This is a genomic window from Paenibacillus sp. ACRRX, assembly GCF_022346885.1.
In the GTDB taxonomy this organism is placed as follows: domain Bacteria; phylum Bacillota; class Bacilli; order Paenibacillales; family Paenibacillaceae; genus Paenibacillus_B.
In genome coordinates, this window is sequence record NZ_JAKRNK010000004.1 from 474372 (window position 1) to 488414 (window position 14043).

A 14043-nucleotide genomic window follows, 5' to 3' on the forward strand; every position below is an offset into this window, starting at 1 on the left:
ATGCCTACTCCTTTATATTTTCAGGAATTTTTATTTGTCCCGCGCCTGATGTGCCGATCATTGTTGCGATAAGTACCGAGCATATCATCATTAATGGACTAAACAGATACGCCGAAAGCGGATTGATCGCAAACTTAAACGTAGACGCTCCAAAGGAGGAGATCACCGTGCCCGCAAGTATCTCTCCGAGAGTGTTAGCCAGAAGCGTGCCGAGAATAATTCCGACAATCAGAACGAATACCGAACGCGAAACATACTGTGCCTTAATATCCGAGTTTGTAAAACCAAACGCTTTCATGACGACAATGGAATATCTGTCTTTTGTGACAAGCATCTTCATAAACAACAGTGTAACCAGTACCGTGATAATGAGGGCAACGGCAATTGCGGCACTGGAGGCCTCTCTGACGGAATTTATTATCGAATCGAATGTCTGTGTAACAAATTCATCAATATCTGAAATCTTTGCAAAAACAAACCTGCCCGCATATTCCGAAGTTCTTTCTTTGACAAGAGATTTATCCGAAAGCTCTGCGCAGATAATACTCCACATAATGTCTGCCGAATTATCGGTAAAAACCGCCTTTGCGGTTTTGCCGCCGTTGGTAATGTCAGAATAAATTCCGCTTATCTTGAGATTATTCTCTTTCCCCTCAATCACTAGCGTAATGATATCACCGACCTTTTTGCTCAGCTCATTAGCGTTTAAAGCCGAAAGTGCAATTTCATTTTCTTCAGAGGGTGCTCTACCCCCGGAATATGCTATAGGAAATATCGAATGGTCGCCGAGTTCAACTTTTATATTTTCCTCCGATCCGTTTTCCGTTTTTGCTTTGAATGCTTTTGTTGTAAGGATGGCATACTTTGAAATGGCACTGTCACTGTTCAACTTTTTAATAATTTCAGCGGCTTTTTCAGAGATATTGTCGGTCTGCTGAATATCCATGCGCATATCGTAGTTCCCAATCCCCATATATTTGATAAAGCTTTTTGAGGAAATCGTGTTGTACAGGTTCTGCGGAACAATAATGATAAATGCCGAAATCACCAACACCGCAAGCATTGTGGAGTAAAGTCTTTTCCTTGCGAGAACATCTTTGATACCGAGAAAAATATTTGTGTGCAGCAGCCTGTTTCCGCTCAGGCAAAAACGCTTTGCTCCCGCGTTTTTCTCCTGTGAAGTCCCAAAACGTATTGCTTCCGCAGCGGATATTTTCCGAAAGCGTCTTAGCACTCCACTTACATAGGCAGTAATTGCAAGGAACACAAGCAGTATGCCGATTATTCCGAAAAGCAAGGCAAAAGAAGAGTTTTCGCTTTCGCCCATGTAAAGCCGTATATTTTCAAGAAGCATACCTTTGAACATAATCGAAAGTGCAAAACCGAGAATACTGCCTACCGCCGCAATCGCTGCATACTTCGCAAGATAAATCTTCTTTATGTCGGAAACACGCAACCCTATTGCCTTCATAACGCCAATTTGGCAGTAGTCTTCTTCAATCTTCGCAAGAAGCGTAAAGCGTATGCACATAAATGCGATTGCAACGACAAGTGCGCTTACAAGAAGTATAACCGCAATCATCATCCCGTCTGAAAGTGCGTTCATCATTTTGAAAAGTCGATATGTAACCGTTGGTCCGTTCGCCTCAAGTCCTGCGGAAGCATAAGCAGTCTCAAATGCGCCAAGCGCCGACAAATCCTTTAATCTGAACTCAATCAGATGCTCCGTACTTCCAAGGTTTTTTATTTTCGTGTAATCATTTTTACTGACAAGAAATCTTTTTGAGGCGGAGAGCGTGGAATTCATCTGCGAATCTCGGAGAAATCCCGCAACGGTAAATTCCTTTCCGCTTATTACTGCCCTATCACCGACCTTTGTGGTCTTGTCCCTCATATAGCTTATTGGAACATAAAGTTCGCCGTCGGTTACGTTTATGATGTTTCCGTCAAGATCAAGAAGATAATCGAATTTTTCGCTCTGTATGCTGAAACCGTTATCCTGAGCACTATTTGCAAGCGAACTATCGCCAAAAATAATCTGAGCACCGTCCATGTTGAGAAATTCAATCACCTGAAAATCATCGACATTGTTATTTTGCTTCGCAAAAGATGTAAGCCGCGCAATATCAATTTCACCCGAATGCATCTGCATAAAATGCGGAGTTTTAGCTTGTTTCATAAGCGTATCTAGCGCACCCGAAAGATTGACGACGAGTATAGCCGCGAGCGAAACAAGCATAGCCGAGGCAGCGACAAATATGATTGTTGTCAGCGTAATTGCCTTGCTCTTTAAAATGTCATTACGGATTATTCTGTTATACATAATTCACCTCTGTATTCAAGCTTTTTAACCGATTTCAAGTTGTACAGAATTACTGAAGTAACACATAACAAAATCCCAGCGATAATAATGAGCAATCCCATACCTCTGCCAATGCCAATGCCTTTCCGTCTGCTCAAAACATAAACCCCGAGCCCGAACGCTGTAAGCCCGCTTCCTATCGCTGAAGTAAGCTGTACTGACCACAGAAGAAGAAATTTTCGCGAATTATTCATTGCTGCCAAACATCTGCATAACGACGGACATTAGACTTCCACTTTCGGCACCAAGCAGCCTTTCTACGTTGAAAACAAACGCATGCATGCGTGAAGCGCGCTCCTCGTTCGTCATTTCAACCATATCATCATCAAAAACGGTATTCATATATACCACAACCATTTCCATGCATTCATACGGGAACGGCGTGCTGAACAAGCCTTGCTCAATGCCCTCGCGGATTACTCCCGTCAGTATCGGGGGAACGCCGTTTATGATGACCTTTTGTATTTTCTGATGCATAAGCGCGTTCTGCGGCTTGTGCATGTGCTCCAAAATTTCTTTACTACTTCCGTCACTTATGTTCAGGGCCATTACAACTCCAATAATGCGCTCGTTTAAGGGAATACTCTTGTCTACGCCAATTTTCTGTGCCGCACTTAAGAGACGAACACTATACCGCTCAATAAGAGCGTTCATAATATCCTCCTTCGACTTGAAGTGATGATACAGCGTTCCTCGCGCAATTCCGACCTTTTCGAGAATATCGTTTGTACTCGTGCCGTCAAAGCCTTTCTGCCCAAAAAGCTTATCCGCCGCGTCAAGTATTTCGTTCCTGCGTTCCTCGGCTTCTTTGACAACTCTCATTTTAATACCTCCTTCGTTACCGACCGACTGCCTGTCGGTTAAATAGTAGCATGCTATTTTGTGATGTCAAGGGCATTCTAAATTACGTCAAAAAATGGTCACCTAAAACACACCAATAAAAAAGAGCTTTTGCCCCGATGTACTCTATTAAAACGTATCTGTTTTATCAACATTACTGTCTCAACGTGTATCGAATATGTAGCAGAAATCATTTATTTTCTATTAAATTTCCGACAAATTATCTTCAAGATAGCCGTTTAATTTATAAAACATACCTGATGTCTACAATTTAAAAGAAACCCCCACCGTTATGAGGTATGGGGTTTTACATGGTGGAGGTGAGGGGAGTCGAATCCCTGTCCGAAGATAACGTAACACAGGCTTCTGCAGGTGTAGTCACTGATTAGATGATTTGAGCTTCACCCCATGAGATACCTTAATATCACTCAAAATCATCTTCATTGAAGTTTATCCCCTCATCAGTATCCTGTATAGTGTAAGTGACTTTTTCACATCGATAAAAGCTTGCCTCCTCATTAGTGTATTCGCAAAATAATCTATCATATTTTACTTCTTAATACATAATAAATTAATAATTCCTTAATTTTACTACCAAATCCCCTCTATACCTGATAAACTGACAAATGATATTATTTTCCAAGGGGGACAACATGAAGAACTTCACAAAATTCCTATCTATTTTATTCGCCGCAGTAATTATTTTATCTGGATGCTCAAGTAATAATGCTGCAGATTCGCAGGATCGATCTGCGGATGAGAAGCTGGCATTATCCTATGTCACAGACTACTACAATGGAACAAAGAAAGAGGACAGATTGAAGTTTGTTGATGAGAATGTGCATCCCGATGTGCAAGGAAGATTACGCGTTTGGGCTAAGTCAGGGGCTTTGGAAGATCAGAAGCTGAAGGATCCGAAGGTTGCAGAATCTGTGCCATATGAAGACGAAGACTTAAAAGGAACATTAGTACTCATTCAATCGGCAAACGATAAAGAAATAATCGTGATGATTAACGATAATAAAGTTTACATGGGTTTAGCTCCATCCGGGAACGCTGAGGATTCGTTCCAAGACATACGTAGTTCATTTAAAACAGCTAAGTAGTTAAGTAACAAAAGAGCCACTAGATCTGAACTGAACCCATCAAGTAGACAGTAAAATAAAATGATTAAGCAGCCTTAGCTCGTATTTCCATCGGGTTAAGGCTGTTTAGTTTTTTCTATAACCAAGGCGGATACCGAAAGCTTCGAACCTTGGCGTCATAGGTGACGATCATAATCGCAATACCCACCACTTTGATTTCGGAAAGAATGCCCATAATTTCCTATACCGAATTGGAGTTGATCGGATCTGTTAGGTTCATCGTAGAAGATATTTTTCTGGCTGTTCATAAGCGCTCTTGCTTTTCCCGTGATTTTTGCGGCGGGGCCGCCCAGAATATTGCGTTTTCCATCGCCCTCCGTGCTCGTTCGCTGGGGCTTTCCTTCGCATCTTCTCTTCCGCTTCCTGCGCGCGGTCGGCTCTTTCAGGTTTGGTGGAGGCGAGCCGTGGCTTTGCAAAACCACAATTACTTCCTGCAAAACCATTTACGATCAATGTACGCTCTAAATCAAATTCGATGCTTTACGCAAACGGTAAATAATTGCTGCAGCTTCCGCTCATGATTACGAACTGTTGAATCCACGAAAAAAGACACCATCTAAGGTGTCTTCACTGATACTACGTATGTCCGACAAGCGCATGTTGAAGTTATGACTTAAAAAGCAGTTCATCCTCAGTTGTGAAGTGCCCCTTAAAGTTAGACAGATATTTTATGCAACCGATTCTTAACTGAACCTAGACAAAAAACTGCACCGTTGAGGGTGAACTGCTTTTTCATTTCACCTGATCATTAACTAATTCGACCTTATCTTCTACCTCGAAGATCTCATTCTCCATGTAGTAGTCCTTCAATTCATCTTGGACGCTCTGCTCGGCTAACGGCACCTGGCTGCGGTATGCAGCCCGGCAGATGACATGGGCGGCCACTGGGGCTGTTAAAAATACAAAGAAGATGCCTAAGATGAGGCGGATGCTGAAGAAACCGTCGGAAATCAAGAAATACAGTAATGTTCCAACGAGCGCGCACAGCACGCCAAGCGTAGAACTTTTAGATGCAGCATGGGACCTTGTGTACACATCGGGCAAACGCACATTTCCAATCGCGCTGATCAAGCTAAAAATGGCTCCGATGAGAATGAGGATGGCCCCGATCACTTCACCGCTTGCGTTCAATAACAACACCTCTTTCAATAAATCTGGCAAAGGCAACCGTTCCGATAAATGAAAGGATTCCGATCAATAGTATGAGATCAAAAAAGGCATGCGTGTGCAGCAGCACGGAGAATACGGCAGTACTGGCGATCAGATTAATACCGACGGAATCTAGCGCCTGAACACGGTCTGCACTGGACGGTCCTTTTACAATCCGATATAAATTGGCTAGTATGGCCAGCATTAATATACATAATGCAGTGATCAACACCGTCTCAAATATCATTTTCTCGTCACATCCTTTATCGCTTTTTCAAAAACAGATTTTGATTTTAATACAGAATCCCGGGATTCTGGCATGTTCAGACCGTGGATGTACAGCTCCTTCGAATCAGGGGTTACCTCCATGATGACTGAGCCTGGCGTCAAGCAAATTAATAAGGATAGGAGCGTAATTTCCAAATCCCCCTCCAAATCTGTTTCCACCTTGAAAATCCCTGGCTTAACATCAATTTTAGGACGGAGCACATGCTTCATGACCATCATCGCAGAAGTATTCAGCTCATGGATAAAGAGAACGAACAGCTTACCGATTGCGGCTAGCGTGTATAGATAAAACGGCTTTTTAAAGAATCGGTGGATGCACATTAAAATAAACAGACCCACAAAGTAACCGCTGATAAAGTTTAATATGCTCATATCCTCTTGCAGAAACATCCACAAGTAGGCAATGAATATGTTGAGTAGCACCTGAACGGGCATGGCTGTTCCCCCCTTTAATCAAACACCGCCTGAATATATAGACTTGGATTGAGCAATTCCTCGGCAGCTTGGGCAACATAACCCGTAATCGCCTCAGCACCGATTCCCATAGCAACACTAGCCAGCGTCAAAAGAGCGATCGGAAGCAATAAGCCTTTCGTTGTCCCTTTCTCTTCCTCAACACTCAGAATCGTCTCACCCCAAAAAGCGTTCATAAACAATTTGATCATAGAAAACAGAATGAACAAGCTGGCCAGCAGCCCGATTCCTCCAAGCCAATAGTAACCAGCTTCAAAGACACCTTGCGTCGTAAATACTTTACCAAGAAATCCGCTGAGCGGAGGAATTCCAACCATAGACAAAGCAGCGATGAAGAACATCCAGCCTAACCCGGAGTGAAGACGAATCAAGCCGCTAATTTTCTTCAAGTCACTTGTCCCCGTGAGATGAACAATCGTTCCCCCAATCATAAATATAAGCCCCTTAATCAGCATGTCGTGAATCAAATAATAAATAGAGCCTGCTATGCCGGTGGATGTTAAAGAGACAAGTCCAGCCATAATAAATCCAACGCTGATGACCACATTGTAGGTTAATATTTTTCTCAAATCCCAAAAGCCGATCGCTCCAAGTCCGCCTAGCACCATTGTAATAGCGGCTAATATTCCGATAAACAGATGGGTAATTTGCGGTTCATGATAAAAGATGAGCGTAAACATTCTGAAAATGGCGTATATCCCTACCTTAGTAAGCAACGCTGCGAATATGGCAGCGATGGCCGTTGGAGGTACACTATAGGACCCGGGTAGCCAGAAAAAGAGCAATAGTCCCGCCTTCATAGCAAATACGATCAGGAATAATAAGGCGACGGTGGTAATTAGCCCATCCTGGCCAACCTCTGCAATCCGGATCGATAAATGGGCGAGGTTCAATGTGCCGGTTATAGAATATAAATAGGCAACTCCGATCAAAAAGAACGCCGATGCAATTATGTTCGTAAAAATATATTTGAGCGATTCGCGAAGCTGCCTCTGGGCTCCCCCCAATGTGATCAGTACATAGGAAGCCACCAGAAACAGTTCAAAAAAGACATATAAATTGAATAAATCCCCTGTCAAGAACGAACCATTGACACCTGTAATCAAAAACAAAAATAGAGGATAAAAATAAAGTTTTTCTTGCTTGCGGCCAATCGATGAAAAAGCATAAATCAAGCAGCACGCCGAGACAATAGAGGTAGCCAATAGCAGCAAAGCACTGAACATATCACCCACGAAACTAATGCCGTAAGGCGCTTGCCAGCCACCCAACTGTAAGCTTTGAATCCCGCCATCTCTGATCTGGTTCATCAATAGAACTGAAATGACACTGGTGGCTAACAATGCAGCCAGACTAAGAATCCGCTGAAGCTTAATATTTTTCTGGAATATAATGAGGAGCATCCCCGTCAATAGAGGAATGATAACCGGCGCGATCAACAAATTATTCATTACTCATTTCCCCTTAATTGCTCCATGTCATCCGTCCCGAAGCTTTGATAGGCGCGGTAACACAAAACTAATACTAGCGCTGTCACGGCAAAATTAATGACGATCGCAGTTAGAATTAATGCTTGAGGAATAGAGTCCGTAAAACCCGCAGCTTTCTCTTCCAGCAGAGGAGCACTCCCCGTCTTCAGCCCACCAGAAGTGATAAGCAACAAATTAACCGCATGGCCCACAATCGATGACCCGAGCACAATTCGCAGTAGTTGCTTAGATAGAATCAAATAGGTTCCAATGGATATTAAAATACCGACCAGTATGACCATTAGTGTCTCCATATTAACGATCCTCACTTATGCTTAGAATAATATTGACTGCGGTACCTATGACAGCCAAAGCAACTCCGGTATCAAAAATCAAAGCGGACGCGAGCTCAGTATCTCCAAAGATCGGTAAGTCCACATGACCGAAGGTCTGGGTTAAAAAAGGTTTACCAAATACCGTGCTCGCCATTCCGGTCGCAACGGCAATCAACACACCTACCGCTGAAAGCTTTTTGAAATCGACCCGAATATTTTCCCTTACCTTCTCGACTCCAAAAGAAAGATACAGCAGGACAATAGAGGATGCCATACTCAGCCCCCCAATGAATCCTCCTCCCGGATCATGGTGACCGTTCATAAATAAATAGATCGAAAAGGTCAATATGATCACGGCAGCCACTCGGGTTACACTTTGCAATATCACATCATTCGATTTCATTCTGTTCCCTCCTTTTGGAACGCTGATGAACGAATATATATACACCTAGCCCGGCAATGACCAGCACGGATATTTCCAGCATCGTATCAAATCCGCGGAAGTCCACTAATATAGCATTGACAATATTTTTGGCGCCCGCCAGTTCAAAGGCATTTTCAAAAAATGAGGATATGGGTTCAAATAATTTATGCCCATTCGCGGACAAGGCGAGCAGTGCCACCGTTAGACCCATCGCGATGGATATGACCAAATTCGTCAGTTTGAAAGGAATCCGCTCGATGCTTTTCGTAAGCTTCGGTAAATGATAGAAGCACAGCAAGAACAGAACCGTTGTCACCGTCTCCACCACCATCTGCGTCAATGCCAGGTCAGGAGCCCTAAAGATAACAAAGAACATAGATACCATATAACCTAAAGCGCCTAATGCAACAATAGCCAGGATCCGATTGCCGGCAAATAAGACAGTACATGCGGAGATGATCATGCCAAGCACAAGTCCCACATCAAAAATGCTGATAGCTGCATTACTTGTGAAATCGAACTGGAGACCATGGAGCAGCAGAAGCGAACTTATCAATACAATGACAAAGAAAGAAAAAACATAGATCAGATACTGTCTCAGCGAGCCTGTCATATACCGGTTGGTCAGGGATGCCGAGAGCCTCTCCGTACCGGATAAGCCCTGATTGTACCAATGATTCAATGTTAATCCCTGAGGATAATTTCGCATGACCTGGATCCACCGCTTCTTTGTTCTGAAGAGAAGGAGACCGACAACAATGACACCGATTGTCATCGCGAGCTCCATATTGAGCCCATGCCATGCACTGATTTTCAGGTCGTATGGAGATAGCGGCATCATCGGCAAAATCGCGGTTAACGCCGGGGTGAGAATATACTTACCCAATACATTGGGGAAGAAGAAAATGAATATCACGAGTAATGCCAAAATGGCCGGTGAAAACAGCATCCCCCAAGGCGCTTCATGCACTTTTCGTGTCAGTTTTTCAGGACGATATTGTCCGCCAAAGGTCTTGAATACAAATATCATGCAATAAACAAAAGTAAATATGCTGGCTATCCAAGCAATGACCGGAAACAGGAGACCTATGTTGCCCAAACCGAAAATACCGGCCCCGGATACATCATTCACCGCTGCAAAAAACATCTCCTTACTCAAAAAGCCGTTAAACGGCGGTAATCCCGCCATGGATAAGCCGCCAATCAAAGCGATTGTGAACGTAACCGGCATGACTTGCATCAAACCGCCTAAATAGCGAATATCCCGCCGGCCAGTCTCATGGTCAATAATACCAACAACCATAAACAAGCTGCCTTTAAAGGTCGAATGATTAAACAAATGGAATAGGGCAGCAAATGTAGCTACTGTAAAGATCGTGCCGCTCTCGCTAGGTCCAAAATAGACGGCTAAAGAACCGACCCCAAGCAGACACATGATCAACCCCAATTGGCTAATCGTAGAATACGCTAACATCGCCTTAAGATCGGTCTGTCTCAGCGCTGTCAAAGAACCATACAGCAGCGTAATGATACCAATGCCGGCCACAAGCCAGAACCACACGGAGCTACCCCCAAAAAGCGGAGTCATACGCGCCACTAAATAAATGCCAGCCTTGACCATTGTTGCCGAGTGGAGGTAACTACTCACGGGAGTTGGTGCCTCCATCGCATCCGGTAACCAAATACCGAACGGAAATTGCGCGGATTTCGTAAATGCCCCGAGCAAAATGCATAGCATCGCAGGAATAAACAATACATGGCTTTGTATGACTTCCAGGTTAGCGAACAATTCCCGAATGCTGTACGTATCTCCCATCATGATCAGCATAATGAACCCGGCTAACATGCCGAATCCTCCAAGAACCGTAATCAATAGCGCCTTTAAGGCACCCTGGCGGGAGCTCTTGCGCTCGTACCAATAGGAGATCAATAAGAAGGAAGACACGCTGGTTAACTCCCAAAATCCATACAGGACTAAGAGGTTATCAGAGAATACTACCCCCAGCATAGCACCCATGAACATGAGCAAATAAATATAGAAATTATGAAGAGCCTCTCTGGCCTTAGACATATAAAATATAGAATAAATAATGACCAAGCTACCAACACCACTGATAAGCAAACCAAATAACAGACTAAGCCCATCCACATAGGAGATCAAATTCACATCAAGGGACGGAATCCAAGATAATGTGTATTTATAGGTGTCACCCGCCGCTACACCAGGTATATACTGTAGCAAATAGACAAAAATAGACATAGGTACAAGTAAAACGAACCATCCCGTATGCACTAAGCGATTGAAATACTTATATAGCAAGGGAACAAGCATTGCACTGATAAACGGGAGAAAAATACAGGTATAGAACATAGCCAAGCGTACTCCTCCTTATTCATGACTTCTGCTTCCGTATCTACATGTTGACTCTTGTCGCAACATCAACTATAGTCTTACATAGTTTATCGAGTCCTAATACTAGCATTGAGGTGAAATACTAAAAATGATTAGCGTATATAATGAGAGCATTCTTGTTTGCGTTTATTATGGTCCCAATAGCGAAAGACTAATCAAACGTGGCTGTGCAATCGCTAATATAATGAAAGCTCCACTGTATATATTGACCATTGATCCGAAGCCATTCGACGAATTGGATGCCGAAAAATTACTCTATATCGAACAATGGAAAGAATATGCCCACGCTCACGCTACGGCCCAATTTATCATGAAGGATAATGAAAGCCGTCCTGTCTACAAGGTCATTGCAGAAGTAGCCAGAGATAACAACATTACACAGATCATTCTTGGTCAGACAGCGCACAGCCGGTGGGAACAAATTACGAAGGGATCTATCATTAATTCTTTGGTACGCGAGATCCCCTTTGTCGACCTGCATATCGTTTCCGTTGCCCGTTACATTCGGGATGAAGAAGGCAATTATCAAAAGGGAATTCGTGCTTATTTGATCAAAGATGGGGAACGATACCAGCTAAGCTTCAGTCACGGAAAAGAAACAGTATATGAAGGCATTTTCTTTAAAGAAGTGGATACCGATTTCGATAACGGAATTTTCCGTTTTATGAAAGATGCTTCAACTTTACATGTCCTCGTAACTGACGGGATTGTCAATGAACTAACAAACGTAGATATTAATACAGCATTGGGTCTGGACGACTCTGTTAAATAAAAGTTTAACTAACCTTCTCCGCATGTTCCATGCGGAGATTTTTTTTCAAAACACAGGTCATTTATAAATTAACATCCACTTTAATTGTACGCTTCTCAGTCCTGTCGATTCCCAGATACTTTAACGTTTCTGCGGTGGAATGATGATGCAGGATCGACTTTAAGATGGAGATGGAAACTCCCCTATAGTACGCATGGTAACCAAAAGTCTTTCTAAGCGTATGCGTCCCGATTTTCTCAGATATTCCTACCTCCCTTGCTGAGTGGTTAATAATTCGGTACGCCTGCTGACGGGTAATCGGGCGACTATCCTTCTTGGATTTAAACAAATAATCCTCAAATTTCCAATCGGCGTTCGATAAATACTCGCTTAGTATCTCCCCGACCTTGTTGTTTAAGTAATAATCCTTTTCTTCTCCTGTCTTTTCATCCTTAATATAAAGAAACTGTTTAGCATGCTCGCCATCCCAAACGTCCTGTACAGTTAGATTGAGCAAATCCAGAAGACTAATCCCGGTGTTAATTCCTAATACAAAAAGCAGCAGATCCCTTACAGAGTGTTTTCTCAACTCCTCTTTCATCGCTTGTATAGTTTTGACGTCCCGAATCGGATTAACAAATTCCACAGAAAATCCCTCCGAATAATGTTACTTAATTTAATATTAACAGTTATTAAGTAACATAACAAATAAAAAAATCTGACAGTTAGTCTGTCATAAAATAAAAACACCACATAAGATATTATTTGTTTTTCAAAAATCTATATGTAATAATCTAGAGTTCTCTACGTTTTTATTAAGAGAAAACAGCAAAAACCACATCCTCATGCGGATGTGGTTTTACATGGTGGAGGCGAGGGGAGTCGAACCCCTGTCCGAAGATAACGCAACACAGGCTTCTACGGGTGTAGCTACAGTTTTGATGTCACCCGAGCAGCGCCCCGTAACCGGCTATGCTTTGGGTCAGCCTGATTGTCTTCTTCAGCACACCCCAGGCGGAGATGTGACAGCGTATCCCACTAAAGTTGAGCCCCTATCCCGCCACATGGGCGATGGAGAGTAGAAGCACGCTAACAGGTTATTAAGCTGCTAAAGCGTAGTTTGTTTGTTGTTTGCCGTTTAAATAGGCGTTCGCGTTGTTGAAGTGGACGCAGCCCCACTACCCGCTACCCGCGCCCGAACTATCCCCGTCGAATCCAAGAACGCCCCCATAATGATAAGCGACACATCTCGCCCATCTGGGGAGTTGGGTCTTGAATTAAAGAGAAAAGTAAGACACGATAGTGTATTTCCTTCCACACTATGCAATTGTCAAAGTGTATATCATGAATGTCAGCAGCGTTCAACAGTAAAGCTTGTTATCGTTACCGACAAACTTATTATAACACAGATCCGGTAATGGTGTTAGCCAACTTGTTGCCAGCGCTACATTCCTTTTCCTTGGAACCATTTGAGAGTGCTGCCACATCATGCTCTAGCATGCCACGAGGCCTCTCTGTCCCTAAAAGTATGACTTAGACCGTGTATTAGCTATTAGCTGCACTGCTCGCACTTGGCTCGCCTTATGCTCCATGAACTAACATTAATACTTCTGCTTCTCCCGCAGCGCTCGCTGAATCTGGCGATCCGCGTCACGTTTCGCAGCCGTCTCGCGCTTGTCGTAATTTTTCTTACCTCGACCAAGTCCGATCAACAGCTTAGCAAAGCCATTGCGAACATATATCTTAAGCGGTACAAGCGTGTACCCCTCTTGCTTGGTCTGACCTATCAGCTTGCTAATCTGCGATTTGTGAAGCAGCAGCTTGCGTGCACGTGTCGGGTCCGTCGGATTAAATCGATTCCCCTGCTCAAACGGACTGATATGCATGTTGTGAATGAACACTTCACCTTTACGGATCGTCGCAAATGAGTCTCCAATGTTGGCTTTACCCAGACGCAAAGACTTGATCTCCGTACCTGTCAGCACCATACCCGCTTCATATGTGTCCTCGATAAAATAATCATGGGACGCTTTTTTATTCTGGGCCAGCACTTTATTTTCACTTTTCTTACCCATGATTGTACCCTCCAACGTTACGACCTATCCATACTTTTAAAAAAAGTAATTCGTTCTAACCATTGTTCTTTCATATGATGAAAATGAATCATATAGTGCATCTAAACATTACACACCTCAGAACAACGACTAGACTTATATTGTACCAAATAAAGCACTACTCACTCAAGCTATTCCCGCAGTTGGACATAGTTATTTAAACAACCAGCTTATCTAGGCCACAATATGCACATCGCGTACACCTTCCATTTTCAACAGTGACTAGGCAGCAAGCCTATAAAGATGTCATACTGTCTGCCATCACCTTCATTTCAATTC

The 14043-nt window shown here is 43.2% G+C and carries 13 protein-coding genes and 1 other RNA gene; 2 read left to right on the top strand and 12 right to left on the bottom strand.

Going from position 1 to position 14043, the window contains the following annotated elements; translation table 11 throughout:
• Nucleotides 1–4: 4 nt before the first annotated feature.
• Both MH117_RS15245 and MH117_RS15250 read right to left on the bottom strand, forming a co-directional pair.
• Nucleotides 5–2323 (bottom strand): ABC transporter permease, encoded by a 2319-nt coding sequence (locus MH117_RS15245; RefSeq protein ID WP_239329709.1) that lies wholly within the window; start codon nucleotides 2321–2323, stop codon nucleotides 5–7.
• A 225-nt stretch (nucleotides 2324–2548) separates the two neighbouring features.
• Nucleotides 2549–3184: a TetR/AcrR family transcriptional regulator gene (locus MH117_RS15250; protein ID WP_239329711.1), complete on the bottom strand. Its 636-nt coding sequence runs from the start codon at nucleotides 3182–3184 to the stop codon at nucleotides 2549–2551.
• Nucleotides 3185–3855: 671 nt separating this feature from the next.
• Here MH117_RS15250 and MH117_RS15255 point away from each other — a divergent pair.
• Entirely contained in the window at nucleotides 3856–4308 is a 453-nt protein-coding gene (locus MH117_RS15255; RefSeq protein ID WP_239329713.1) for a hypothetical protein, read from the top strand.
• A 771-nt stretch (nucleotides 4309–5079) separates the two neighbouring features.
• On the opposite strand, the gene MH117_RS15260 is transcribed toward MH117_RS15255, so the two are convergent.
• From MH117_RS15260 to MH117_RS15290, 7 genes are read right to left on the bottom strand one after another with little or no spacing between them, the layout of a single operon-like run.
• Nucleotides 5080–5478, bottom strand: a complete 399-nt coding sequence (locus MH117_RS15260) for a Na+/H+ antiporter subunit G (RefSeq protein ID WP_239329715.1) — start codon at nucleotides 5476–5478, stop codon at nucleotides 5080–5082.
• On the bottom strand, nucleotides 5462–5743 hold the full coding sequence (locus MH117_RS15265) for a Na(+)/H(+) antiporter subunit F1 (RefSeq protein ID WP_239329717.1): 282 nt from the start codon (nucleotides 5741–5743) through the stop codon (nucleotides 5462–5464). Before MH117_RS15265 ends, MH117_RS15260 begins: the two co-directional genes overlap by 17 nt.
• Complete coding sequence (locus MH117_RS15270; protein ID WP_239329719.1) at nucleotides 5740–6219, bottom strand: Na+/H+ antiporter subunit E; 480 nt, start codon at nucleotides 6217–6219, stop codon at nucleotides 5740–5742. The genes MH117_RS15265 and MH117_RS15270 overlap by 4 nt, the downstream gene beginning before the upstream one ends.
• A 14-nt stretch (nucleotides 6220–6233) precedes the next feature.
• Nucleotides 6234–7709 carry a Na+/H+ antiporter subunit D gene (locus tag MH117_RS15275; RefSeq protein ID WP_239329722.1) on the bottom strand — a complete coding sequence of 492 codons (1476 nt, stop codon included), beginning with the start codon at nucleotides 7707–7709 and terminating at the stop codon, nucleotides 6234–6236.
• On the bottom strand, nucleotides 7709–8041 hold the full coding sequence (locus tag MH117_RS15280) for a Na(+)/H(+) antiporter subunit C (protein WP_239329724.1): 333 nt from the start codon (nucleotides 8039–8041) through the stop codon (nucleotides 7709–7711). The genes MH117_RS15275 and MH117_RS15280 overlap by 1 nt, the downstream gene beginning before the upstream one ends.
• Before the next feature lies 1 nt (nucleotide 8042).
• Complete coding sequence (locus MH117_RS15285) at nucleotides 8043–8465, bottom strand: Na(+)/H(+) antiporter subunit B (RefSeq protein ID WP_239329726.1); 423 nt, start codon at nucleotides 8463–8465, stop codon at nucleotides 8043–8045.
• Nucleotides 8452–10857 (bottom strand): Na+/H+ antiporter subunit A, encoded by a 2406-nt coding sequence (locus tag MH117_RS15290; protein WP_239329852.1) that lies wholly within the window; start codon nucleotides 10855–10857, stop codon nucleotides 8452–8454. Before MH117_RS15290 ends, MH117_RS15285 begins: the two co-directional genes overlap by 14 nt.
• 130 nt (nucleotides 10858–10987) lie before the next feature.
• On the opposite strand from MH117_RS15290, the gene MH117_RS15295 reads away from it, so the two are divergent.
• Entirely contained in the window at nucleotides 10988–11671 is a 684-nt protein-coding gene (locus MH117_RS15295; RefSeq protein ID WP_239329727.1) for a universal stress protein, read from the top strand.
• A gap of 61 nt (nucleotides 11672–11732) precedes the next feature.
• On the opposite strand, the gene MH117_RS15300 is transcribed toward MH117_RS15295, so the two are convergent.
• The 3 genes from MH117_RS15300 to smpB form a co-directional block, all read right to left on the bottom strand.
• Nucleotides 11733–12296, bottom strand: coding sequence for a tyrosine-type recombinase/integrase (locus MH117_RS15300; protein ID WP_239329728.1), 564 nt, complete (start codon nucleotides 12294–12296; stop codon nucleotides 11733–11735).
• 218 nt (nucleotides 12297–12514) lie between these two features.
• Nucleotides 12515–12879, bottom strand: a transfer-messenger RNA (tmRNA) gene (gene ssrA / locus MH117_RS15305).
• A gap of 372 nt (nucleotides 12880–13251) precedes the next feature.
• Nucleotides 13252–13725: an SsrA-binding protein SmpB gene (smpB, locus tag MH117_RS15310; protein ID WP_028547116.1), complete on the bottom strand. Its 474-nt coding sequence runs from the start codon at nucleotides 13723–13725 to the stop codon at nucleotides 13252–13254.
• Nucleotides 13726–14043 lie beyond the last annotated feature (318 nt).

What these genes read in the sequence shown, in the direction of transcription:
- MH117_RS15245 (WP_239329709.1), bottom strand. Translation starts at nt 2,323, where the DNA reads ATGTATAACAGAATAATCCGTAATGACATTTTAAAGAGCAAGGCAATT.
- MH117_RS15250 (WP_239329711.1), bottom strand. Translation starts at nt 3,184, where the DNA reads ATGAGAGTTGTCAAAGAAGCCGAGGAACGCAGGAACGAAATACTTGAC.
- MH117_RS15255 (WP_239329713.1), top strand. Translation starts at nt 3,856, where the DNA reads ATGAAGAACTTCACAAAATTCCTATCTATTTTATTCGCCGCAGTAATT.
- MH117_RS15265 (WP_239329717.1), bottom strand. Translation starts at nt 5,743, where the DNA reads ATGATATTTGAGACGGTGTTGATCACTGCATTATGTATATTAATGCTG.
- MH117_RS15270 (WP_239329719.1), bottom strand. Translation starts at nt 6,219, where the DNA reads ATGCCCGTTCAGGTGCTACTCAACATATTCATTGCCTACTTGTGGATG.
- MH117_RS15275 (WP_239329722.1), bottom strand. Translation starts at nt 7,709, where the DNA reads ATGAATAATTTGTTGATCGCGCCGGTTATCATTCCTCTATTGACGGGG.
- MH117_RS15280 (WP_239329724.1), bottom strand. Translation starts at nt 8,041, where the DNA reads ATGGAGACACTAATGGTCATACTGGTCGGTATTTTAATATCCATTGGA.
- MH117_RS15285 (WP_239329726.1), bottom strand. Translation starts at nt 8,465, where the DNA reads ATGAAATCGAATGATGTGATATTGCAAAGTGTAACCCGAGTGGCTGCC.
- MH117_RS15290 (WP_239329852.1), bottom strand. Translation starts at nt 10,857, where the DNA reads ATGTTCTATACCTGTATTTTTCTCCCGTTTATCAGTGCAATGCTTGTT.
- MH117_RS15295 (WP_239329727.1), top strand. Translation starts at nt 10,988, where the DNA reads ATGATTAGCGTATATAATGAGAGCATTCTTGTTTGCGTTTATTATGGT.
- smpB (WP_028547116.1), bottom strand. Translation starts at nt 13,725, where the DNA reads ATGGGTAAGAAAAGTGAAAATAAAGTGCTGGCCCAGAATAAAAAAGCG.